General features: G+C 61.7%; 22 protein-coding genes. 10 read left to right on the top strand and 12 right to left on the bottom strand.

Annotated features, from left to right (window positions below):
- Positions 1-56 precede the first annotated feature (56 nt).
- The 10 genes from fis to gcbA all read right to left on the bottom strand — a co-directional run bounded on the left by fis (position 57) and on the right by gcbA (position 12066).
- Entirely contained in the window at positions 57-377 is a 321-nt protein-coding gene (gene fis, locus EI969_RS21675; protein ID WP_015093301.1) for a DNA-binding transcriptional regulator Fis, read from the bottom strand.
- Entirely contained in the window at positions 374-1384 is a 1011-nt protein-coding gene (gene dusB / locus EI969_RS21670) for a tRNA dihydrouridine synthase DusB (protein WP_008016791.1), read from the bottom strand. The genes fis and dusB overlap by 4 nt, the downstream gene beginning before the upstream one ends.
- Before the next feature lie 184 nt (positions 1385-1568).
- The gene (locus EI969_RS21665; RefSeq protein ID WP_160389571.1) at positions 1569-2813 is read right to left on the bottom strand and encodes a DUF3426 domain-containing protein; all 1245 of its coding nucleotides are present in this window, start codon (positions 2811-2813) and stop codon (positions 1569-1571) included.
- Between the two features lie 30 nt (positions 2814-2843).
- Positions 2844-3722, bottom strand: coding sequence for a 50S ribosomal protein L11 methyltransferase (prmA, locus tag EI969_RS21660; protein WP_160389570.1), 879 nt, complete (start codon positions 3720-3722; stop codon positions 2844-2846).
- Between the two features lie 291 nt (positions 3723-4013).
- Entirely contained in the window at positions 4014-5372 is a 1359-nt protein-coding gene (accC, locus tag EI969_RS21655) for an acetyl-CoA carboxylase biotin carboxylase subunit (protein ID WP_160389569.1), read from the bottom strand.
- 17 nt (positions 5373-5389) lie between these two features.
- Positions 5390-5848, bottom strand: a complete 459-nt coding sequence (accB, locus tag EI969_RS21650) for an acetyl-CoA carboxylase biotin carboxyl carrier protein (RefSeq protein WP_160389568.1) — start codon at positions 5846-5848, stop codon at positions 5390-5392.
- 24 nt (positions 5849-5872) lie between these two features.
- The gene (gene aroQ / locus EI969_RS21645) at positions 5873-6328 is read right to left on the bottom strand and encodes a type II 3-dehydroquinate dehydratase (RefSeq protein ID WP_150714527.1); all 456 of its coding nucleotides are present in this window, start codon (positions 6326-6328) and stop codon (positions 5873-5875) included.
- 132 nt (positions 6329-6460) lie between these two features.
- A complete protein-coding gene (locus EI969_RS21640; protein WP_160389567.1) occupies positions 6461-8206 on the bottom strand; it encodes a protein-disulfide reductase DsbD in 1746 nt (581 codons plus the stop codon).
- 189 nt (positions 8207-8395) lie between these two features.
- Positions 8396-8944 (bottom strand): methyl-accepting chemotaxis protein, encoded by a 549-nt coding sequence (locus EI969_RS31060; protein ID WP_371919025.1) that lies wholly within the window; start codon positions 8942-8944, stop codon positions 8396-8398.
- A 1451-nt stretch (positions 8945-10395) separates the two neighbouring features.
- Positions 10396-12066 (bottom strand): diguanylate cyclase GcbA, encoded by a 1671-nt coding sequence (gene gcbA, locus EI969_RS21630; RefSeq protein WP_160389565.1) that lies wholly within the window; start codon positions 12064-12066, stop codon positions 10396-10398.
- A 403-nt stretch (positions 12067-12469) separates the two neighbouring features.
- Between gcbA and EI969_RS21625 the strand changes: the two genes are divergently transcribed.
- The 6 genes from EI969_RS21625 to EI969_RS21600 all read left to right on the top strand — a co-directional run bounded on the left by EI969_RS21625 (position 12470) and on the right by EI969_RS21600 (position 19241).
- Complete coding sequence (locus tag EI969_RS21625) at positions 12470-13537, top strand: DUF2333 family protein (RefSeq protein WP_160389564.1); 1068 nt, start codon at positions 12470-12472, stop codon at positions 13535-13537.
- 3 nt (positions 13538-13540) lie between these two features.
- Positions 13541-14098, top strand: a complete 558-nt coding sequence (locus EI969_RS21620) for an NUDIX hydrolase (RefSeq protein ID WP_160389563.1) — start codon at positions 13541-13543, stop codon at positions 14096-14098.
- A 298-nt stretch (positions 14099-14396) separates the two neighbouring features.
- Positions 14397-14768, top strand: coding sequence for a translation initiation factor Sui1 (locus EI969_RS21615; RefSeq protein ID WP_160389562.1), 372 nt, complete (start codon positions 14397-14399; stop codon positions 14766-14768).
- 219 nt (positions 14769-14987) lie between these two features.
- Positions 14988-16901 carry an arginine decarboxylase gene (gene speA, locus EI969_RS21610; protein WP_160389561.1) on the top strand — a complete coding sequence of 638 codons (1914 nt, stop codon included), beginning with the start codon at positions 14988-14990 and terminating at the stop codon, positions 16899-16901.
- Between the two features lie 232 nt (positions 16902-17133).
- Entirely contained in the window at positions 17134-18444 is a 1311-nt protein-coding gene (locus EI969_RS21605; RefSeq protein WP_160389560.1) for a type VI secretion system Vgr family protein, read from the top strand.
- Positions 18441-19241 carry a DUF4123 domain-containing protein gene (locus EI969_RS21600; protein ID WP_160389559.1) on the top strand — a complete coding sequence of 267 codons (801 nt, stop codon included), beginning with the start codon at positions 18441-18443 and terminating at the stop codon, positions 19239-19241. Before EI969_RS21605 ends, EI969_RS21600 begins: the two co-directional genes overlap by 4 nt.
- A gap of 11 nt (positions 19242-19252) precedes the next feature.
- Here EI969_RS21600 and EI969_RS21595 read toward each other — a convergent pair whose 3' ends face one another.
- Both EI969_RS21595 and EI969_RS21590 read right to left on the bottom strand, forming a co-directional pair.
- Positions 19253-20602: an MATE family efflux transporter gene (locus tag EI969_RS21595; RefSeq protein WP_160389558.1), complete on the bottom strand. Its 1350-nt coding sequence runs from the start codon at positions 20600-20602 to the stop codon at positions 19253-19255.
- Between the two features lie 100 nt (positions 20603-20702).
- Positions 20703-20996 (bottom strand): hypothetical protein, encoded by a 294-nt coding sequence (locus EI969_RS21590; RefSeq protein ID WP_160389557.1) that lies wholly within the window; start codon positions 20994-20996, stop codon positions 20703-20705.
- Between the two features lie 164 nt (positions 20997-21160).
- On the opposite strand from EI969_RS21590, the gene EI969_RS21585 reads away from it, so the two are divergent.
- From EI969_RS21585 to EI969_RS21570, 4 genes are read left to right on the top strand one after another with little or no spacing between them, the layout of a single operon-like run.
- On the top strand, positions 21161-21463 hold the full coding sequence (locus tag EI969_RS21585) for a MazG-like family protein (protein ID WP_160389556.1): 303 nt from the start codon (positions 21161-21163) through the stop codon (positions 21461-21463).
- Positions 21463-22212 carry a methyltransferase domain-containing protein gene (locus EI969_RS21580; RefSeq protein WP_160389555.1) on the top strand — a complete coding sequence of 250 codons (750 nt, stop codon included), beginning with the start codon at positions 21463-21465 and terminating at the stop codon, positions 22210-22212. Before EI969_RS21585 ends, EI969_RS21580 begins: the two co-directional genes overlap by 1 nt.
- Positions 22213-22224: 12 nt before the next feature.
- Positions 22225-22833 (top strand): DUF4136 domain-containing protein, encoded by a 609-nt coding sequence (locus EI969_RS21575; RefSeq protein ID WP_160389554.1) that lies wholly within the window; start codon positions 22225-22227, stop codon positions 22831-22833.
- 55 nt (positions 22834-22888) lie between these two features.
- The gene (locus EI969_RS21570) at positions 22889-23452 is read left to right on the top strand and encodes a DUF4136 domain-containing protein (protein ID WP_160389553.1); all 564 of its coding nucleotides are present in this window, start codon (positions 22889-22891) and stop codon (positions 23450-23452) included.
- Positions 23453-23557: the final 105 nt, after the last annotated feature.

Genomic DNA, 23557 nt, shown 5'->3' with positions numbered 1-23557 from the left:
GTCAGCAAAAAAGGCGACCGGTTTTACGCGGGCGCCTTTCTGGTTTGAATGAATGCTTACAGCAAATCGTACTGCTTGAGTTTCTTGCGCAGCGTGCCCCGGTTCAGTCCGAGCATCTCGCTGGCCTTGGTCTGGTTGCCCTTGACGTAGTTCATCACGCACTCGAGCAGGGGAGCCTCGACTTCGGAGAGCACCAGGTTGTACACATCCGTGACGGCAGCGCCCTCAAGGTGGGCGAAATAATTGTGCAGCGCCTTCTCGACACTCCCGCGAAGGGTCTGGCCCTCTTCGCTCGGTGTATTGAGGTGCTGTTTCAAATTCACGTTGTCGCTCACGGGTGTTGTTCCACTCACTAAAGTCTCGGTCATCATCGTCATGCGGCCACCCACTCTCCGTCCCCTGTCAGGCTCTTGTAACGCTCGGCGAAAAACGCGCGAACGTTGGCGCATTGTGTATCCGTACCATCCAAACGATTGAAGTGGGCGCGAAACTCCCTGGCGCCCGGCAGGGTTGCGAGATACCAGCCCACATGCTTTCGAGCAATGCGCACACCCATGACATCGCCATAGAAGGCGTGCAGGGCAGCCAGATGCTCTAGCAGAATGCGTTCCACCTCGATCAGTTCCAGCGCCGGGAGTTTCTCGCCGGTACGCAGGAAATGGTCGATCTCGCGAAAAATCCATGGCCGCCCCTGGGCAGCCCGGCCAATCAACAAACCATCGGCACCGGTCGCGTCGAGCACGTACCGGGCCTTTTCCGGCGAATCGATATCGCCATTGGCAAAGACCGGAATCGACACCGCCTGCTTGATCGCGGCAATGGTGTCGTACTCGGCTTCACCGGTGTACAGGTCGGCACGGGTGCGGCCATGCACCGCCAGCGCCGTAATGCCTGCCTGCTCGGCGATCTTCGCCACCGTCAGGCCGTTCTTGTTGTCCCGGTCCCAACCGGTCCGGATCTTCAGGGTAACCGGCACATCGACCGCAGCCACGACGGCCTGCAGGATCTCGGTTACCAGGGGTTCATCCTTCAACAGTGCGGAACCGGCAGCCTTGTTGCAGACTTTTTTCGCCGGACAGCCCATGTTGATATCGATGATCTGCGCGCCCATTTCAACGTTGGCACGGGCAGCATCCGCCAGCATCTGCGCGTCCCCGCCGGCGATCTGTACCGAGCGCGGCTCGGGATCACCTTCGTGGATCATGCGCATGCGCGACTTGCGGGTGTTCCACAAACTCATGTCGCTGGTGACCATTTCCGAGACGACCAGTCCGGCGCCCAAGCGCTTGCACAGCTGACGAAAGGGCTGGTCGGTGACGCCCGCCATGGGGGCGAGAATCAAGCTGTTATGTAATGTGTATGGACCGATGCGTACCGCCGACATAGGACTTCCCTGTTGTGGGGCCGGATCATGAGAGTTCGAAAAAGGGTTGGCATGATACCCGCTCTCGATGACTGGATAAAGGCTGAATTGAACAAAATCTGAACAGTTATTCTGTTATACCCCGTGGTTTGGTTTGCCACGGGGAGTCAGGAAGCCGACGTCAATCGGTGAGCGATGGGGCGTTTCACTCCGGAGAGTGAAAGCTCAGACTGTAGTTCACGGCCTTGGCGCCGGGGTCGAGAATGTCGAGGGCGATGTGGATCGGCGTTTGGGGAGGCATTTCCGCCATGCCTTCGAGATCCCCGTTGAGGTACTCGCCGGGTTTGAAGCGACGACTGGCGATCAGGTGGCCATTGAGGTCGGCGAAGCGCAGTTCCAGCAGCGGGAAGGGCTGGGAGAAGGGCGCACGGTTGTAGATGATCGCATCGACCACCAGCGCGCCATTGAACTCGGGATGGCTGCGCACCACCAGGTTGCTGCTCTTGATTTTCGCGATGTCGACTTTGGACGGCACGGTGCAGCCGATTTGCGGGCACAGCTGCTGGAACCACGGGCGATATTGATCCTGTCGCGCCAGTTCGTCGAAATGATAGGCAATGTATTGGCCGGCGAGGGCGCCCGCGGCAATCAGCACCAGCAGCAACCACAACAGGCGCCGGCCCCAGGGCGAACGGCGTTTTTGCCAGTCCAGTTGCAGCGGGTCGTCGGTCAGGTCTTGCAGTACTTCGGCGCGCACACCCGGCTCACTGCGCTCGCGGCGTTTACGCAGCGGCTCGATCGAGGGCAGGTTGTCGTCGATTTCGTTCTCGTCGGCGGCTGACAGACGTTCGCGGTGCAGCGGCGCATCGAGAGGGTCGTGCAGGCGCAACTGGGGTGGCTGCGGCTCTTCGTCGAGGTCAACCGGTTCCAGAGACAGCGAAGGTTCGGTGCGCGAGGTTGTGCCCGGTTCGATCGTCGGCTCTGGCGTTTCAGGGTCGTCGAGCGGTTCGCCGGCTTGCGCACGATCGGCTGCCGACTCACTGAACAGGCTGTCGGGCCACTGTTCCTCGTCATCCTGGCCGGCGCTGTCGCGACGGGCACTCAGCGAGTCGTCGCGATGGCGGCCGAGTTCGGTGGTCGGCTGGATTTCCCGCTGCTCGAGCCGGGCGAGTTCTTCGTCGAGGTCGAGAGTGTCCAGGTCCAGTTCGGTCGCGCTCCATTGCTTTTGGCTGATGGCGCGCGGTTCTGCGGGTTCCGGTGTTTCGGCGATGACCGCAGCGATCGGCGCAACGGGCTCTTTGCCGGCCTGTTCAAGCAACTGCTTGGCGGCATTGAACACCTGCAGGCAGGAGCCGCAACGAACTACCCCGCGAGCCACGCTCAATTGGGCATGGCTGACGCGGAAGCTGGTTTGGCAATGCGGGCACTGGGTGACGAAGCTATCGGTCATGCGGCGATCCGGATTATGCAGATGCTCATTCTAGCGCCGACGGCCAGTGATGCGCACCCAGCCATCGCGATTGGCGATCGGGTCCAGATCGAAGTCCTTGGCGTAGGCGGCAGCGACGTCATCACCCTGTTCGGCGAGGATGCCCGACAGCGCCAGGCGACCGCCCGACTTGACCAGGCCGGACAACTGCGGCGCCAGCGAGACCAGCGGGCCGGCGAGAATGTTGGCCACCAGCACGTCGGCCTGCACTTGCGGCAAGTCTTCGGGCAGGTACAGCGGGAACAGGTGTTCGGCAATGTTGTTGCGCCCGGCGTTGTCGCGGGAGGCTTCCAGCGCCTGCACGTCGATGTCGGTGCCCACGGCTTCCTTGGCGCCGAGCAACAGTGCGGCAATCGCCAGGATCCCCGAGCCGCAGCCGAAGTCCAGCACGTTGCAGCCCTTCAGGTCCTGACCGTCGAGCCATTCCAGGCACAGTGCGGTGGTCGGGTGGGTGCCTGTGCCGAATGCCAGGCCCGGGTCCAGCAGCAGGTTCACCGCGTCAGGTTGCGGTGCGGCGTGCCAGCTCGGCACGATCCACAGGCGCTGGCCGAATTGCATGGGCTGGAAACCGTCCATCCAGCTGCGTTCCCAGTCCTGGTCTTCGATCACTTCGCTGTGGTGTTCAGGCAGCGGGCTGCCGGTCAGCAGTTCCAGGTGGGCCAGTACCGGGCCGGGCTCGGTGCCCCCCTCGAACAGGGCCAGCAGGTGCGTGTGCGACCACAGCGGGGTGGTGTTGAGTTCCGGCTCGAAGATCGGCTGATCTTCGGCGTCCATGAAGGTCACCGACACGGCGCCCACTTCAAGGAAAGCGTCTTCATAGGTTTCGGCTTGTTCCGGGCTGATGGCGAGACGTACTTGCAGCCAAGGCATGGCAGGCACCTTTGAAAAATGTTGATAGCAGCCTAGCGGGCTGCGAGAAGCGCGCAAGTTTACGCGAGAGCGGGGGTTTTGTGGGAGTGGGATGAGCTTGGGGCTGGTGCTTGTCTTGAGCCGTTCGCAATCCTGTGGGAGCGAGCCTGCTCGCGAAGACGGTGTGTCAGTCGACATCTAGGTTGAATGTAGTGGCCTCTTCGCGAGCAAGCTCGCTCCCACAGGGGGATTTTTGAAACCTTCAGAAACAACAAAGCCGCCCGAAGGCGGCCTTGTTGATCGGGTCGAAGCTTAGTGCTTCTCGCCAGCCAGCTTGTGCTCGAGGTAGTGAATGTTCACGCCCCCTTTGCAGAAGCCTTCATCGCGGGTCAGGTCGCGGTGCAGCGGGATGTTGGTCTTGATCCCGTCGACAACGATCTCGTCCAGCGCATTGCGCATGCGCGCCATGGCTTCGTCACGGGTTGCCCCGTAAGTGATCAGCTTGCCGATCAACGAGTCGTAGTTCGGCGGAACGGCATAACCACTGTACAGGTGCGAATCGACGCGAACGCCGTTGCCGCCTGGGGCGTGGAAATGCTTGACCGTGCCCGGGCTCGGCATGAAGGTTTTCGGGTCTTCGGCGTTGATCCGGCATTCCAGCGCGTGACCGCGGATGACCACGTCATCCTGGGTGAACGACAGCTTGTTGCCGGCGGCGATGCTGAGCATCTCCTTGACGATGTCGATACCGGTGACCATTTCCGAAACCGGGTGCTCTACCTGGACACGAGTGTTCATCTCGATGAAGTAGAAACGACCGTTTTCGTACAGGAACTCGAAAGTGCCCGCGCCACGGTAACCGATGTCGATGCACGCCTTGACGCAACGAGCCAGAACTTCCTCGCGGGCCTGTTCGTCGATGCCCGGTGCGGGCGCTTCTTCGAGAACCTTCTGGTGACGGCGTTGCAGCGAGCAGTCGCGGTCGCCCAGATGGATAGCCTGGCCCTGGCCATCGGAAAGTACCTGGACTTCCACGTGACGTGGGTTGGTCAGGAATTTTTCCAGATAGACCATCGGGTTGCCGAACGCCGCGCCAGCTTCGGTGCGGGTCAGTTTGGCGAAGGAGATCAGGTCTTCTTCTTTATGCACAACGCGCATGCCGCGACCACCGCCGCCGCCAGCGGCCTTGATGATCACCGGGTAACCGACTTCGCGACCAATGCGCAGAGCGGTTTCTTCGTCTTCCGGCAGCGGGCCGTCAGAGCCCGGAACGGTCGGTACGCCGGCGGCGATCATGGCGTGCTTGGCCGATACCTTGTCGCCCATCAGGCGAATGGTGTCGGCTTTCGGGCCAATGAACGCGAAGCCGGAGTTCTCGACCTGTTCGGCGAAGTCGGCGTTTTCCGCAAGGAAGCCGTAGCCAGGGTGAATGGCGGTGGCGCCAGTCACTTCGGCCGCGGCAATGATTGCCGGAATGTGCAGGTAGGAGTGGGCGGCCGATGCCGGACCGATGCAGACGGATTCGTCTGCCAGGCCCAGGTGCATCAGTTCCTTGTCAGCCTTGGAGTAAACGGCGACGGTCTTGATGCCCATTTCTTTGCAGGCGCGCAGGATCCGCAGGGCGATCTCACCGCGGTTGGCGATCAGAACTTTTTCCAACTTCGCAGTCATCAAAGGCTCTCCGCGGTTCAAACGATGGTGAACAGCGGTTGGTCGTACTCAACCGGCTGGCCGTCTTCGACGAGGATGGATTCGATCACACCGCTGGTTTCAGCTTCGATGTGGTTCATCATCTTCATGGCTTCAACGATGCACAGGGTGTCGCCTTTCTTCACGGTCTGGCCGACTTCAACGAAGGACGGCGAGGTTGGCGAAGACTTGCGATAGAACGTACCAACCATCGGCGAACGGGCAACGGTGCCGTTCAGTGCCGGAGCGGCCGCGGCAACAGGTGCGGCAGCGGCAGCCGGAGCGGCGGCAGGCGCGGCAACCGGAGCAGGCATCGGAGCCGGCGCGTAGTACTGCTGAGCCGGGGTCTTGCTATGACGGCTGATGCGTACGGACTCTTCGCCTTCCTTGATCTCGAGCTCGTCGATGCCGGACTCTTCCAGCAATTCGATCAGTTTCTTAACTTTACGGATATCCATGAATCATCAACTCCCAAGGGTCGGTCAGGGGCGGTTAACTTGTTGTTCAAGCTGTTCCAGGGCGGCCTCCAGGGCCAGTCGATAACCGCTGGCGCCAAGGCCGCAGATCACTCCCACCGCTACGTCGGAGAAGTAAGAGTGATGGCGGAAAGGTTCGCGTTTGTGCACGTTAGACAAATGCACTTCGATGAATGGGATGCTCACCGCCAGCAGCGCGTCACGTAATGCGACACTTGTATGTGTAAAAGCTGCTGGATTGATCAGAATGAAATCGACGCCTTCGCCGCGCGCGGCGTGGATGCGGTCGATCAATTCGTACTCGGCGTTGCTCTGCAGGTACAGCAAATGGTGACCGGCTTCACGGGCGCGGCGTTCCAGGTCCTGGTTGATCTGCGCCAGCGTCGTGGCGCCATAGGTGCCCGGTTCACGGGTGCCGAGCAAGTTCAGGTTGGGGCCATGCAGAACGAGTAGCGTCGCCATCGGCGGTTCCTTTGTTATCTGTGTGCAGTTGTCAGAACCCGGCGACTATGCCGCAAAGCCTTTGTGACTGTCCAGTTCTCTGCAATAGCCAGCACGATGACCGATGTTTGCGCAAAATATATGACTGCTTGATTAAATGTGGTCATTCGCCCGGGTAACACGTTCGGCGAAGTCTTTGGCGTTGATCTCGCCAATCACCCGCACATCGGCGCGTTCGACGCCGTCCTTGCCGAAAAACATCAAGGCCGGTGGACCGAACAACTGATAACGGTCGAGCAAGGTGCGTTGCTCGGCATTATTGGCGGTGATGTCGACGCGGATCAGCCGGTAGCCCTTCAGGCGTTCGACGACGATCGGGTCCTTCAGCACCTCATGCTCGATGACTTTGCAGCTGATGCACCAGTCGGCGTACCAGTCGAGCAGCAGCGGAGTGCCGGACGACCGGGCCTCGGCGAGTACGCGGTCGAGATCGGCGGAAGTGCTGACGGTTTGCCAGGCACCGATGCCTTGTACAGGCTGGTTGCTTTCGACGACGCGCGGCTGGCCAATGGGATTGAACGGATCGGTCTGGCCGCTGAACGCGCCGTACCAGCAGGCCAGGGCGTAAAACACCAGGAATATTCCGAGCAACTGCCCGAGGCGCTTGCGCGGCGGCTTGTAGACGAACTCCAGCGCACCCATGAACAAGCCTGCGCCACCGGCCAGCAGCCCGATCAACAGCAAGGTGACCTGGCCGGGCAAGACACGGCTGAGCAGGGCGATCGCCAGTCCGAGCAACAACACACCAATCGCGTTTTTCACGTAGACCAGCCATGGACCGCTTTTCGGCAGCCAGGCAGCACCGCCGGTGGCCACCAGCAACAGCGGCGCACCCATGCCGAGGCCGAGCATGAACAGCTTCAGACCGCCGCCCAGCGCATCGCCACTGGCGCTGATGTACAGCAACGCACCGGCCAACGGCGCCGAAACACAGGGTGAAACCAGCAAACTGGAGACCACGCCGAGCACCGCGGCGCCCCACAGCGAACCGCCTTCGGTGCGACCGGCGATGCGGTCCAGGCGACTGCTGATGGCATGTGGCAGTTTCAGTTCGAAGACGCCGAACATCGCCAGCGCGAACAGCGCAAAAAACATCGCGAAAGGCACCAGCACCCAGGCCGACTGCAATCGCGCCTGCAGATTGAGCTGGGCACCGAACAGGCCCATCAACGCGCCGAGCAGGGCAAAACACGCGGCCATCGGCAGCACATAGGCCAGTGACAGATTGAAGCCGCGCCAGCCACCGACCTGGCCGCGCAGCACTACACCGGACAGGATCGGCAGCATGGGCAGCACGCAGGGCGTGAAGGTCAGGCCCAGGCCGGCGAGGAAAAACAACGCCAGTTCGCGCCAGCTCCATGAGTAAGCCGTTGTCGCGGCACCACTGCCGTCGATGCTCAAACGCTCGGTTTCCGGCGGATAACACAGGCCTTTGTCGGCGCATCCCTGATAGGTCACGGCCAGGGTGAAGGCGCGTTGGTCGGTGCGCGGCAACTCGACGTCGAGAATGCCGTGATAGACCTCGACGTCGCCGAAGTATTCATCGTGCTTTTTCTGGCCATCGGGCAGTTTTGCCGCGCCGAGAACGACTTCGGCCGGATCGGCGCGGAACTGAAAACGGTGACGGTAGAGGTAATAACCTTCGGTGGCGACGAAACGCAGTTTGATCGATTGCGGTGTGCTCTCTACCAGGCTCAACTGGAAGGCTTCACGCACGGGCAGGAAGTCGGCGCTGTTGTTGATCGAGCCCAGGGTCGAACTGGGGCGATCCTCCAGCAAGCCAGTGGCGCTGGCCGGCAGGGCGAACACTAGAAACAGCAGGCAGAGCAAACGGCGCATGACGATCTCGCGTATCGGAATTGGGGGGATGATAGCGGACAGTCGTTCGGTGTGCAGAGCCAAGGATGTGTGGTGAGTGCACTGACGCCATCGCGGGCAAGCCCGCTCCCACAGTGATCTTCAGTGAGCACGAACATTGTGTACTACCGAGAACCCTGTGGGAGCGGGCTTGCCCGCGATAGCTATCTGTCAGACGCGAAAAGCCTGAACGGCTGTATGCAATCGACCACCCAGCACCAGAAGATTTTCTCCCTGCTCACGGCCTTCGCCAATGCGCAGCAGGTTATCCCCGCCCAACTGGTGAATCCGCTCACTGTGGTCACGAATCTCGCTGACAGCGCCGCTCTGCTGGGCCGTGACATCGGCGATGCGCACGGCCGTGTCGGAAATGGTCTGGATCGCCCCGACGATTTTATCCAGCGCACCATCGGCGGCCTGGGCCTGGTTGGCCGTGGCTTCGGCGTGTTCGACCTGGGCGCGCATGCCTTCCACCGATTGCCGCGCGGCGGTTTGCAGCCCCGCGATCAGTGTCTGGATTTCTGCCGTGGCCCCGGCGGTCCGCTGCGCCAGTGAGCGCACCTCTTCGGCCACCACGGCAAAGCCGCGGCCCATCTCCCCGGCCCGGGCCGCTTCGATGGCTGCGTTCAGGGCCAGCAGGTTGGTCTGGTCGGCAATCGAGCGGATCACCGTCAACACGCCACCGATGGTCGCCGACTCTTCGGCCAGGTGTTCGATCATTTGTGCGTTGCCTTGCACTTCATCCACCAGCGCATGCAGGCCGGTGAGGCTCAGGCCGATGACTTTCTGCCCATGCTCCACGGCCAGGCCCGCGTGGCGGCTGGCGTCGGCGGCCTGGCTGGCATCCCCGGCGACTTGTTGAATGGTCGCTTCCAGTTCGCTGAGGGAATCGCGGATCAGTGCCGTGTCGCCGGCCTGATGCTCGGCTCCGCTGTGCAAGTCGTTGCTCAGGTCGGCCAAGGTGCGGCTACTGCCGGCCACTTGTTCGGCGTTGCGGCGAATGGTCCCCACCAGGTCCACCAGATAGGCGCGCAAGCGATTGAGCGAGGCTTCAATGTCATGCAGTTCGCGGTTGGTGTTGCCCAGTTGAATGTCGCGGCTGAAGTCGCCTTCGGCCCAGGTCGACAGGGCCGGGGCGAGGTTGGTCAGGGTCCGGGCGAGTTTGCGCTGCAAGGTGTCGATCAGCAGGGCGATCAACAGAATCAAGCCGATCATCACGCCTTGCATCAGCCGCACTTCACCCTGGATCTGCCCGTGCTGGGCGCGCACCACCGGTTCCAGCCCGGCAATGGCTTGCTGAACCTCGGCGATTTTCAAGTGCGTCGCGCTACTGAGGTCGGCACGCTTCTGGATTTGATCGCGGGTACGCGAGAGCTCGGCCGGGTAGCGGCTGAGCAGGCTGTTGAGCTCGCGCTTGAGACCGATGCCGGCATCTTCTGCGACGGTTTTTTCCTTGTTCTCAAGGCCCATCATCGAGGCGAAATCGTCGGTATTCGACTCGCTGCTGGTGGTCACGCCCAGCAATGGCAGGGCGTCCAGTTTTTCAGCCTGGGTGCGGATGTTGGCTACTTCACGTTCGACATCGGCGGCCAGTTCACTGCGGCCGCTGCTGACCAGTTTGTCCCGCGCCAGGGACAATCTACCCAAGTGTTGCGAGGCGCTGAGCAGCGGCGTCAGGTAGGCCGCATTGCCTCCGGCGTACTGGCTGAGCTGATCGAGACTGGCCCCCAGTTCGCGCTCGGCCTGCAGCAGCAGGGCCTGCGGATCGCCTGCCAGTTTGCCGGCCGCCAGCAGGTCGGCCTTGCTGAATTCTTCAAGGGTCGACAGGCTGGGGCGCACTGTCTCGGCCAGGGCGGGTGGCAATTCGTCGAGTTGTTTTTGCAGGCTGGCGATACCTTGGGCGGCACTGCTCAGGCGCAGGGCATCGCCGCTGCCAAGGTAATCCTCGACGCTGCGGGCGACCTCATTCTGAAACTGCTGCGACAGGCCCAGGTAGCGCTCCATTAATAGATACGGACGCTCAAGGGCTTTTTGCGACCACCACAGCGTAGCGCCGAGGGCCACGCACACGGCCACCAGAAGGAGGGTATTGAGATTGGTCAGCAGCTTCAGGCGCATTTACGGACTACCAACGGCAGAAATGGTAAGTGCCTGAAGTTATTGCGTTTCTGTTACAGGGTTATGACTGTATCGGTCGATTCCGATAAAAAAGTGGCACTTTGCTTTGACGCACGAGCGGCCTGTACGCGATTGCGTCCACCATGTTTGGCGCGATACAGCGCCTCATCGGCCTGACTGGCCATCAACAGGCTGTCGGACTCATCACACAGCTCGACCACCCCGGCACTGAAGGTGCACCACAAATCCTGGGGTTGAGCGGGGTAGTGAATTTCGGCAAAGCGCTGCCTGATTTCATCGAGCACGTTGTGCGCTGCTTCGAGGTCGGTGTCCGGCATGACAATGGCAAACTCTTCGCCACCGTAGCGCCCGATGAAGTCGGTTTTGCGCAGGCGTTGCTTGAGAAACAGCGCCAGGCTCTTGATCACCCGGTCGCCCATGGGGTGGCCGTGGCTGTCGTTGACCCGCTTGAAATGGTCGATGTCGAGCATGGCAAAGCTCAGCGGCTTGTCCTCGCGGCGGGCGCGGAACGAGCAGTCTTCGAGCAATTGCAGGATGTGCGTGTGGTTGTACAGGCCCGTGAGGCTGTCGCGGACCATCCGCGCCTTGAGGTTGCGCGCTCTGGCTGCGCGGTTGCGCACGGTGGTGATCAGGTGCCGGGGCTTGATCGGCTTGGTCAGGAAGTCGTCGCCGCCCTCGCTCATGGCGTCGAGCTGTTTGTCCAGGTCGTCTTCGGCCGACAGGTAGATGATCGGCACGCTGACGTAGCGGTCGTTGTGGCGGATCACCTTGGCCAGTTCCGTACCGGTGCAGGCCGGCATGTACATGTCGAGGATGATCAGGTCCGGCTGGAAATCCGCCAGTTCGGCCATGGCCTGGATCGGCTCGATGAGCGTGCGGGTGACGATCCCGGCGCTGTTGAGCAGGCGTTCGGTGTGCAGGGCCTGGGCCCGAGAGTCGTCGATGATCAGCACTTTATAAGGCTCGTACTGGGCGACGCAGGTCAGGACCTCGATTTTCTCCAGCAGGCTCGACGCTTCGAGGGTGCCGGTGAGGAACTCCTGGCCACCGGCGCGCACGGCGGCCAGGCGGGTCGGGGTATCGGTTTCGTGCAGGCTGAAGAACAACAGCGGCAGCTGATGATCGAGGCCTTCCTGGGCTTCGGCGGCCAGTTTCAGGCCGACGCCGGCGCCACTGAAATCCACGTCCATGACAATCGCCGCCGGCAAGCGCTCGATCATCGAGGAGCGAAACGCGTCTACGCTGTCCAGGGACTGGGCGCTGAGGCCGAAGAACTCCAGTTGCTTGGCCAGGCGCTCGGCACGGTCGTGATCCTGCAGCATTACATAGATGGGCTTGCGCAACGGCGGCAGGAAGGTCTGATCGAGTTGGTCGCCATGCCGCAAACCGGTGCGCGACAGGCGCTGCATCAGGCGATTGAGGTCGGTGATCAGACCGCTGCTCAGGCGTCCGCGGTTGGCGTCCACCGCCTCCAGGGACAGGCCGATGTGGCGCGCCAGTTGCGTGTGTTCCGGTTGCTCGAAGCGCTCGGCGAAACGCAGCAGGCGCAGATTGGCCTCGCTCAGTTCCGAAAGGTCGGCGGTGGACCACTCGCTGCGTTGCAGGCGCTGCCATATCTCAAGAATCTGACGAGCCTGATGAATTACCCGCTGGGCAAAGTGGTGCTTGAGGCGCTCGCGGCTGGGGTCTTCTGGCTCGGTCATATCCTGACTACTAGTTAGGGTGCACACTGAGGTCGACTGGTGGCTCTATGCTAGCACCACTTTTCGGTAACATGAGTGCTGTACGTCAATAATCTGTAATGCGAGCTCATTCAGTTTGTGACCGGTCGGTCTTGTTCTGGCCTTGAAAGTCGCGGTGTGCGGGGGCGAAGTGCTTTAATCAAGGCACTTGACCGACTTGGGTTGGCAGTTGGAGCGTGGCTGACATCGCAGGGCTGGCCAGTGTTGATCAGTCCGGCTTTCCGGGTCTCGGGGGCTAAGGGATTCCCTTAGACGCCAGCCCGGTAATTTTCCACATTGGTGCAATGGCGGGTGCCGGGCCAAGGCACGTTGTTGTATGGTTGTTGTCGAACCGTTGAACCCAAAAGCTTGAAAGGAAATCGCCATGCTGGACTGGAAGAACCGCACAGGCAGTGCGCCTGAACGTGCCGCTGAACCCAAGTCGGAGACCCGCAGTTATTTGGGCGGCCTGCTGTTCAGCCGGGCGCTGGCCACTCTGCTGGGCATCTACCTGTTGGTGGCGAGTGTCCTGGGCTGGTACTGGAGCCAGGAGCCGGCGCTGTTCCCGGTCCAGCAAACCGCACAACTGGCGGCCGAGAAAGAAGGCAGGCAGATGGTCGTCGGCTACACCACGGTGGAAACCCTCAAGACTGTCGCCGGCACTTTGCTGACCAAGCCGGGCGGCTATATTTCCAACGACCGGTTCCCGCCAGGCCTGTGGATGGACAACATGCCGAGCTGGGAATACGGCGTGCTGGTGCAGGTCCGCGACCTGAGCCGGGCATTGCGTAAAGACTTCGCCCGTTCGCAGTCGCAGTCCGCCGAAGACGCCGACCTGGCCAAGGCCGAGCCGCGTTTCAACTTCGACAACAAAAGCTGGGTGCTGCCATCCAGCGAGTCCGAGTACCAGGAAGGCATCAATTCCCTGAGCCGCTATCAGGCGCGCCTGTCCGATCCGAACCAGAAAAGCGCGCTGTTCTATGCCCGCGCCGACAACCTGAACAACTGGCTGGGGGATGTCGGCACCCGTCTGGGTTCGCTGTCGCAACGGCTGTCGGCCAGTGTGGGCCGGGTCAAGCTCAACACTGCGCTGAAGACCGAGGTGGTGACGCCGGGTGTGGCACCGCAGGTTGATGAGGAAATCGTCGAGACCCCGTGGATGCAGATCGACAACGTGTTCTACGAAGCTCGTGGCCAGGCCTGGGCCTTGTCGCATTTGCTGCGCGCCATCGAAGTCGACTTCGCCGACGTGCTGGCCAAGAAGAACGCCACGGTCAGCGTGCGCCAGATCATTCGTGAACTGGAAGCGTCGCAGGAGCCGGTGTGGAGCCCGATGATCCTCAACGGCAGCGGCTTCGGCGTGCTGGCCAACCACTCGCTGGTCATGGCCAACTACATTTCCCGGGCCAACGCGGCGGTGATCGATTTGCGTCAACTGCTCAATCAGGGCTGAGTCATGGTCGATAACACCAGGGAAGCCGCGCACCGCGCAGCTTCCGATGCCGAACAGATCGCCTGGGTCGACGAGCACGACAACCTGCTCGGTGCCCTGGTCCGTTCCGACTTGCGCGAGCGCGGGCTGATCGGGCGCGGCACCTACATCATGTTGTTCAATTCCGCTGGCGAGTTGTGCGTGCATCGCCGCACCCTGAGCAAGGCAATCTATCCCGGCTACTGGGACGTGGCGGCGGGCGGCATGGTGCTCGCCACTGAAACCTATGCCGAATCGGCAGCCCGGGAGCTGGAGGAAGAGCTGGGTGTGAGCGGCGTGGAACTGACCGCCCATGACCACTTTTTCTTCGAGGACACCGGCAATCGCCTGTGGTGCTCGGCGTTCTCGGCGGTGTGGGACGGCCCGTTGATCCTGCAACCGGAAGAGGTGCTTGAAGCGCGCTTTATCCCCATCGATCAGGTCATGCTGGAAATCGGGCAAAAGCCTTATTGCCCGGACTCGCTGGCGGCGTTGAAGCGCTATCTGAAGGCTCAACAAGGCAACGTCGCAAAACAGCTATAAATTGGCGCTGATTGGCTCTTAGCAATCAGCGTTTTTGCCGTTACACTGCGCGACCTTTTCAAACTGAACCGGTATTGCTTCATCTGTAGGAGCGAGCTTGCTCGCGATGGACGTCAACGATAACGCGGGCATCCAGAATGAACGCGTCGCCTTTGAGCTCATCGCGAGCAAGCTCGCTCCTACAGTGAAGTGAATGTTGTACCGTTTCAGTAGCGCTGCCCCTGCCTGAGTGGGGCTTCGCGGTCGATAGCCTTGTCAAGTGCTGCGACCAGTCTTTGTCCTCCGAAGAGGATTGCCGGTGGCCAAAAAAGCCGCATCCTTCGCCGCCCTGGGCGGCCTGGTATTTTCCACCGACGCAGGTCGTCATTGCCCGGAATGCAGTAAACCGGTGGACGCCTGCATCTGCAAACAGACCGTTATCCCGGCTGGCGACGGCATCGCGCGCGTGCGTCGTGAAAGCAAGGGCCGTGGCGGCAAGACGGTGACCACCATCACCGGCGTGCCATTGGCTGAAGACGCGCTCAGGGAACTGGCCACGACGTTGAAAAAACGTTGCGGTACCGGTGGGGCGCTGAAAGACGGTGTCATCGAGATCCAGGGCGATCATGTCGAGCTACTCTTGGCAGAACTGATCAAGTCCGGTTTCAAAGCGAAGAAGTCCGGCGGCTAGCAGCCTCTGTGAAAACCACCCTCGGCTTGATCCGGTCCTGATGGCATTCAGGCCTGGCGTCGCCCACATGGTTTTCACAGAGCCTGTTCATGACCGGTTTCTAAACTCGTTGCGGTCGACGGGGTCTATTGCCTCGTTGACGAACCGTCATTTTCATTCTTTAGACTGCGCCGGCCTGAACCCAGGCGACGCACTATGACTTCTTTATAGGGGACTTCGATGTCCGTACGACGCACACGCAAAGACGATGGCAGCCAATGGACAGTTGCGGACAGCCGCAGTGTTTACGGGATTCGCCATTGGGGGGCCGGGTATTTCGCGATCAATGATGCCGGTCGCGTCGAAGTTCGTCCGAACGGTCCGAGCAGTTCGCCTATCGACCTGTTCGAGCAAGTCGACCAGCTGCGCAAAAGCGGCCTGTCCTTGCCGTTGCTGGTCCGCTTCCCGGACATTCTGCAAGACCGCGTGCGTCAGCTGACCGGCGCGTTCGACGCCAACATCGAGCGTCTGGAATACCAGAGCAAGTACACCGCGCTGTACCCGATCAAGGTGAACCAGCAGGAAGCGGTGATCGAGAACATCATCGCCACCCAGAACGTCTCCATCGGTCTGGAAGCCGGCTCCAAGCCAGAGCTGCTGGCGGTGCTGGCACTGGCGCCGAAGGGCGGCACCATCGTCTGCAACGGTTACAAGGACCGCGAGTTCATCCGCCTGGCGTTGATGGGCCAGAAGCTCGGCCACAACGTGTTTATCGTGATCGAGAAAGAATCCGAAGTCGGCCTGGTGATCGAAGAAGCCAACTCGCTGAAGGTCAAGCCCCAGGTCGGCCTGCGCGTGCGCCTGTCGTCCCTGGCGTCGAGCAAGTGGGCAGACACCGGCGGCGAGAAATCCAAGTTCGGCCTGTCGGCGGCGCAACTGCTGTCGGTGGTCGAGCGTTTCCGCGCGGCCGGCCTGGACCAGGGCATTCGCCTGCTGCACTTCCATATGGGCTCGCAGATCGCCAACCTGGCGGACTACCAGCACGGGTTCAAGGAAGCGATCCGTTACTACGGCGAGTTGCGCAACCTCGGCCTGCCGGTGGACCACATCGACGTCGGCGGCGGCCTGGGCGTGGACTACGACGGTACGCACTCGCGTAACGCCAGTTCGATCAACTACGACATGGACGACTACGCCGGCGTCGTGGTCGGGATGCTCAAGGAATTCTGCGATGCGCAGAGTCTGCCGCACCCGAACATCTTCTCCGAAAGCGGCCGCTCCCTGACCGCGCACCACGCCATGCTGGTGATCCAGGTGACCGACGTCGAGAAACACAACGACGACGTGCCACAGATCGAAAACAAGGAAGCGCTGCCGGAAACCGTGCAGTGGCTGGTAGACCTGTTGGGCCCGACCGACATCGAGATGGTCACCGAAACCTACTGGCGCGCCACGCACTACATGAGCGACGTGGCAGCGCAGTACGCCGACGGCAAGATGACCCTGGCCGAGAAAGCCCTGGCCGAGCAATGCTACTTCGCCGTGTGCCGTCGTCTGCACAACTCGCTGAAGGCGCGCCAGCGTTCCCACCGTCAGGTGCTGGACGAACTCAACGACAAGCTGGCGGACAAATACATCTGCAACTTCTCGGTGTTCCAGAGCCTGCCGGACACCTGGGCCATCGACCAGGTTCTGCCGATCATCCCGCTGCATCGCCTCGACGAAGAGCCGCTGCGTCGTGCGGTGCTGCAAGACCTGACCTGTGACTCCGACGGCAAGATCAACCAGTACGTCGACGAGCAGAGCATCGAAACCAGTTTGCCGGTGCACGCGCTGAACGAAGGTGAAGACTACTTGCTGGGTGTGTTCCTGGTCGGCGCCTATCAGGAAATCCTTGGCGACATGCACAACCTGTTCGGTGACACCGACTCGGTGAACATCTACCAGAACGCCGACGGCAGCGTGTACCACGCCGGTATCGAAACCCACGACACCATCGAAGACATGCTGCGCTACGTGCACTTGTCGCCGGAGGAACTGATGACTCACTACCGCGACAAGTGCGCCAGTGCCCGCATCAGCGCAACCGAGCGCACGCAGTTCCTCGATGCCTTGCGCCTGGGGCTGACCCGTTCGTCTTACCTGTCTTCCTGAGGTAAGCGTCACGCTCATCAGGTTGTCTGAAAATTTACCGTTTGCCGCGGAATTTTCAGATGACCTGGTGCGGCGATTCTCCTACTCCAAGCGAAATTTCCCGCGTTCTCGACTAACCACAGTATTTGGTCTTCTTTTCGCGTAGGTCATTTCCTAATTTGTCTTTCGGCACTCTACTCGGTCATGTCTCTCGGCGAGAATCCCCGGCCGCCCCTCCTGTAGAGAAACGCCGATGTTCAATCCAGTCAGCGAACCGTCATTTCGTCTGGATGTTGCAGGTTTGCCCGACTCCTTCGAGGTCCTGGCCTTTACCGGTAGAGAAGCCATCAGCGAGCCCTTCGTGTTCGATCTGGAACTGCTGATCGATGACCCGGTGCTTGACCTTGCCAGCTTGTTGTACCGCCCGGCCTCATTGCATTTCGGGCCAGCCGCAAGCTCGGTGCATGGACAATTGCAGGAACTCGTCCAGCGTGATCATGCCTCGGGACCCCGACTCTGCCAGGTGCGCCTGGGGCCAAGACTGGCGTGCCTGGACCAGCGCTTCAGCCAGCGAATCTTCAGCGCCCGTTCAGTGCCGCAAATTATCGACCAGGTGCTCAAGGAGCACGGCATTGTCGGCAAGGATCGACGCCTGGAGCTGAGCGGTGACTACCCGCCCCAGGATTTCTGCACGCAATATCGAGAGTCAGACCTGCAATTTCTCCAGCGACTGTGCGCCCAGGAACGCCTTCACTACTACTTCGAACACCGGGCCCGCGGGCACTGTGTGGTGTTTGGGGATGATCAGCAGCGCTTTCCAGCCGGCGAACCGGCAGTTTTCCGCAGCGAGGGCGGTCGGCCGGCGGTACGGCAGTTCGAACGACAGCGCAGTGCTGTGACAGCGGCGCAGTGTGCCGATTGCCGGACAGACCTTGGGTCATTGCGCAGCGGCCGGCTGATGCCGTTGTCCGGGCATCCGGTGAGCGATTGCAATCGCCTCTGGCTGTTGACCCGCGTTGAGCATTGGGGCAGCCAGGATACGTACCACAATCAGGCCCGTGCCCTGCAATGGCCGGCAACTTTCGAGCCGCCCCGTGCGACGGTCAAGCCACAGATGCACAGCCTGCAACGGGCGTGGGTGGTCGAAGTCGCGGAACCAGGCCCCGACCCGACACGACCGGTACCCGTGCAGTTCGACTGGCTTTATCAGGGCGAAGGGGCGGCACCCAGCCACTGTTGGTTGCCATTGGCCGGGCCGTTGCAGGCCGAGACGTTCTCGCCATTGCTTGCAGGAACCGAGCTGGTCGTGAGTTTTGTCGAAGGCGACCCCGACCGGCCGCAGATAACCGGGGTGCTGCATGCGCCAGCAACGATCGAGGTGACGGATACCGATGCACCCACGGATTTGTGCAGCCATGATGAAGGCCTCGAGCAATGGTTGCGCTCGGCAGAGCCATTGCTGATGTTGTGCCTGTTGCCCGGCGGCGGCAGCTTCAACCATTGCGCACAGGCGTTGTGCACCTGTCGTCTGGCGACGCAGCTCGGCCAGAGCGCTGGAGCATGATCGTCACACGCACGCCCGAGGCACCCCCGCAGTGGCTGTTGCTGGATGTGCCGGGCACGCCGCAGGCGGGTGTCGCATTTCGGCAGATGTTTACCCAGGCCCGTTGCACCGGATTGTTCGAGGGTACGGAGTGGCATGCGCTGCATGAGCAGGGACCGCTCCTGGTCGACCTGCGCACTTGCCCGGCACTGCTCGATTTATGCCGCGTCGACGGACAACGCTGGCCCGGATTGCTGATGGTCGGCGAGGTCGGCGTTGCGTCGTTGCTGGCGCATTTGCGGCGCATGCTCACGGTCACGCTGGGTCTGCACCGGGCCCTTTTGAGCTACTACAACCCGATCACGGCGAGCTATTTTTTCGATGCTTGCGATGCCGCTGAACTGAGTCGCTGGCTGGGGCCTATCCATCAGTTGCGCTGGTTCGGCGGCAGTTGGGCGGATCGCGCAACGGGAAGCGAGGGCTGGCAACGCTTGTCCAACCCTCGGCTGGCGGTCAGGCCGCTGGCGGTCGAGGAGAGCCTCAGCGCCGGGCAACGGGAAAAACTGCAAACCTGTCTGCTCGAACAGCATGCCTGGCGCTGGAACCGATCCACCGGTGCCGATTTCTCCCGCCTGTGGGCCCATGTGCAGGAAGGACTGGCGTTGGGGTTCAGCGAACGGCCGGTGCTAGATGGCTGGATATGGTTGCGCTTGCAGTACCCCGATGCCGTGCCCATGCAGCCATTGCCGGGCAGGACTCAACAGGAACGCCTCGAGAATTTGCGTCACCTGTGGCAAAACAACCGACCCTGGTCATGAGGTCGATCCGATCAGTGAGTGCTGCCGGCAAACCAGCCATCGTTACGGCGCAGGCGCCAGGCGATCACGCCGAGGGTCAGACTGCGTAGCAGCATGAACAACAGAAAGGTTGTCCACAGGCCATGGTTGCCCAGGCCTTGCAATGCCCAGCCGAAAGGCAGCACCAGCGCCACGGTCAGCAGCATGCCGTTGCGCATTTCCCTGGCGCGGGTGGCGCCGATGAACAGGCCGTCGAGCAGGTAACTCCAGACGGCAATCAGCGGCAGTACGGCGAGGTAGGGCAGGTAGATGAACGCGGTGTCGCGCACACTTTGAATGTCGGTCTGCATCTCGATGAACAGATGCCCGGCGAACAGGAACAGCACGGCAAAGCCCAGGCTCGCCAGCAACGACCAGCCACCCGCCACCACCAATGAACGGCGCAGCGCATCGCGGTCGCGGGCGCCGAGGGCATGCCCGCACAGCGCTTCGACGGCGTGGGCCAGGCCATCGAGGGCGTGGGCGGTCAGCAGCAAACCATTGAGCAACAGGGCATTGGCCGCGACCGTGGCATCGCCCAGCCGTGCGCCTTGCACCGTGATCAGGAAAAACACCGATTGCAGCGCCAGGCTGCGGATGAAAATGTCGCGGTTGACCGCCAGCAATGGTCGCCAACTCTGCCACAGCGCCAATGCCGCCCAGGCGATATGCCCGGGGTAGGCGCGCAGGGCTTTGCGGGTCATCAGCAAACCGATCAGCGCACCGGTCCATTCGGCAATCACCGAGGCCCGGGCAGCCCCCGCCACGCCCCATTCCAGGCCGAGGACGAACCACAGGTTGAGGGCAATGTTGACCAGGTTGGTGCTCAGCAGAATCGCCAGCGGCGCCCGGGCATTCTGGGTGCCGAGGAACCAGCCGACCAGTGCATAACTGGCCAGCGCGGCGGGCAGGCCAAACAGGCGGATATGGAAGAACTCGCGGGTCAACTGACCGAGCTCCGCCGAGGGTTGCATGAAGTGCAGCGCCACCCCGCTCAACGGCACGCCCACCGCCCCCAACACCACGGCCAGGCCGAAGGCGAGCAACAGGCCTTGCAACAGAACCTGCCGCAAGGCCGCGCCATCCCCGCGCCCGGCCGCCTGGGCGGCGAACCCGGTGGAGCCCATGCGCAGAAAGCCCATGGCCCAGGCAAGGAAGGTATACAGGCTGGCCCCGACCGCAACGGCGCCGAGTTGATGGGCGTGGGGCAGGTGGCCGATGACGGTGCTGTCGACCAGTGCCACCAGTGGTACGGAAATGTTCGAAAGAATCATCGGCGCGGCGAGTGCCCAGACCCGGCGATGGGTAGGGCGGTCGCGCCAGTCGGCGGTCAGGTTGGACATGCGGGCTCCTTGGGGGAGCGGGCATTGTAGCGGCACATTGCGGATATGCCGCGCTCCAATGTAGGAGCCGGCAAGCCGGCTCCCACAGGAATTGCTGGTGTCAGTGAATGATCCAGCTGAGCAACCAAAGCCCCAGCATCAACCAGATGATCCCCATGATGAACGATGCATTGAGAAAGGCGCGGATCGCCGACCACAGCAGGATCAGCCCGAGGATCAGGGTCACGATGCTGACGACCGAGGTGTCCATGCCCAGTGCCCTGGACAGGCCCTCGACAAAATTGCTGCTGGCGTTGCTCAACAGACTGAACAGCCCACCGAGGCCGTCAACGATGAAGCGGATGACCGAGCCGAGTACCTGGCCGAGCCATTCGAAAAAACCTTCTACCTGCATGAAGTGGGTGTCCTGATTTAAGAGAATCGAGTCTTGGGCTGTCGATCATGCTGCCGAGTTCCCACAAGCATAGAGCCTTGCACTGTACCTGTGGGAGCCTGCTTTCGCTGCCCCTTGCCTTCATCTGTGATCCCCCCGAAGCTATACGCCTTCAGGAGAGCCCGATGAACCTTGTTGAACTGACCGAACGCCTGCACGCCATCCGTGACCGCAATGACTGGCGGCAATTTCACAGCCCGAAAAACCTGGCCATGGCCGCGAGCGTGGAAATGTCCGAGCTGGTGGAGATTTTCCAGTGGCTGAGCGAAGACCAGTCGCGCCAGCTACCGGCCGACAAACTCGCCCACGCCGGACAGGAAGTCGGTGACATCGTCCTTTATCTGTTGCTGTTGTGCAGTGAACTGGGCCTGGACATGGACGCCGTGGTGCGCAGCAAACTGGCGGACAGCGAACGGAGGTTCAGCTGATGAGCGACCGTCATTTCGATCAACTGGCGACCCGTTTCGCCGAAAAAATCTACGGCGGTGCCAAAGGCGCGATCCGTCTCGCAGTGTTGCAGGCCGATCTGGCCGAAACCTTGCCCGACCGTCCGTTGCGCGTGCTGGACATCGGTGCCGGCCTTGGCCATATGTCGCTGTGGCTGGCCCAGCGTGGCCATCAGGTGACCCTCGCCGAGCCGGCCGAACCGATGCTCGAAGGCGCCCGCCAGCGCTTTGCCGAAGCCGGGCAGAGCGCCACGTTCATTCAGGCACCGTGGCAGGAACTGCTCGGGCAGCTCAACGAACCCTACGATCTGGTGCTGTGTCACGCCGTGCTGGAATGGCTGGCCGAACCCCACGCTATCCTGCCGGTGCTGCATCAACTGACCAGGGTGGACGGCTGGTTGTCCCTGGCGTTCTACAACCGCGACGCGCTGATTTATCGCAACTTGCTCAAGGGCCATTTCCGCAAGATGCGCAAGAACGACATGGCCGGCGAAAAACAGAGCCTGACCCCGCAACAGCCGCTTGATCCGCGCGAACTGGCGGCGCAACTTGAGGGTCTGTGGCGGGTCGAAACCCAGAGTGGCGTGCGGGTTTTTCACGACTACATGCCGGTGGAATTCCAGGCCCGCGCCGAACTGGTGGACCTGCTGGAAATGGAGCTGGCCCATCGTCGTCACCCGAGCTTTGCCGGGCTTGGGCGTTACCTGCACTGGATCTGTCGGCCTGTCTGAGCGGAGCACGAAATGAAAAACCATTCGGGTGTACTGCTGTTCTGCCTGGGCCTGGCGGCTTGTCAGGGCAGCAACCCTTATGTCGCCACGTCCAACCCGCTGCCACCGGCGCCACCGCAGGCCGCCAACACCTTTGACCGCAGCGCCTACCCGGCAGCGCCCCGTGACTACGCTCAGTACCGCAGTTGGGCCTGGCTCAACGGCCATCTGCCACCGGGCACCGCCTGGGCGGACTCGGCGCAGGTCGCCGAGGCGGTCAGCAATGCGCTGGACCAGCGCGGCTTGCGGCCGTTGCACGACAATCGCCCGGCGGACCTGTTTGTCAGCGCCGACCTGCGCCTGGAAACCCGCTTGCGCCAGGTCCAGGACGACTATTACGGCGGCGGTTATGGCGGCTACAACGGCTACGGCCCTGGATATGGCGGCTACGCCACCGTGCCGATCATCCGTACCTATCAGGAACAGGTCGTGGTCGTGCAGGTGGACATGTTTGACGCCAAGAGCGGTCAGCCGATATGGAGCTCCAGCGCTGAAACCGGCAACCGTGGCAGCGAAAGCGAACGGGCCGATGCGATACGGGAGGCTGTGGAAAAGGCAATGTCGGCGTATCCTCCTGGTTAGCTTCTTGTAGATAAGAAGCATTCCACAGGATCATGCCTTCAACCGGAGAATCATCATGTTCCGCCGTTTCGTTTTACTGGCAGTGGCCGTGTTGCTCAGTGCCTGCGCCGCCAACCAGGTCAATCATGACTTCGACGCCAGCCGCGATTTTGCGGCCTATCGCAGCTGGGCCTGGAAAGAACCCGCCCTGCAATACCGCCCCGATGATCCACGGATCAAGAGCGACCTGACCGAACAGCGCATCCGTCAGGCGGTTGCCGATCAACTGGATCAGCGCGGCCTGCGTCCGGCCGCCGCAGGCACCAAGGGTGATTTGAATGTGCAGACCTACCTGATTGTCGAAGAGCGCCAACAACAGGTGACCACCAACTACGGCGGCGGCTGGGGCTACCCGTGGTACGGCTATTACGGCGCCCCGATGTACAACGAAACCCGCAATGTCAGCTACAAAGTGGCGACCATCCAGATTGACCTGCTCGATGGCAAGGACGGCAAACTGGTGTGGCGCGGCAGTGATGAACAGATACTCAGCCGCACACCGAACCCGTCGGATCGTCGCGATGCCATCCTGGAAACGGTCACGCGGATATTGGCCAACTATCCACCGCGCGCGTCCTAGAATCAGCCAACCCCTCAACCCCTGCGCCCCCGCAGGGGTTTTTTTGAGGCTTTCACTGGCTTGGAGGTCACTTTATTTCCGCGTGGGTATGGTCCCTGTAGGAGC

Origin of the sequence: Pseudomonas sp. PB101 (assembly GCF_009764265.1) — a bacterium.
In the GTDB taxonomy this organism is placed as follows: Bacteria; Pseudomonadota; Gammaproteobacteria; order Pseudomonadales; family Pseudomonadaceae; genus Aquipseudomonas.
Note: the sequence above shows the minus strand (reverse complement) of the source record. Positions and strands in the feature narration are given on the sequence as shown.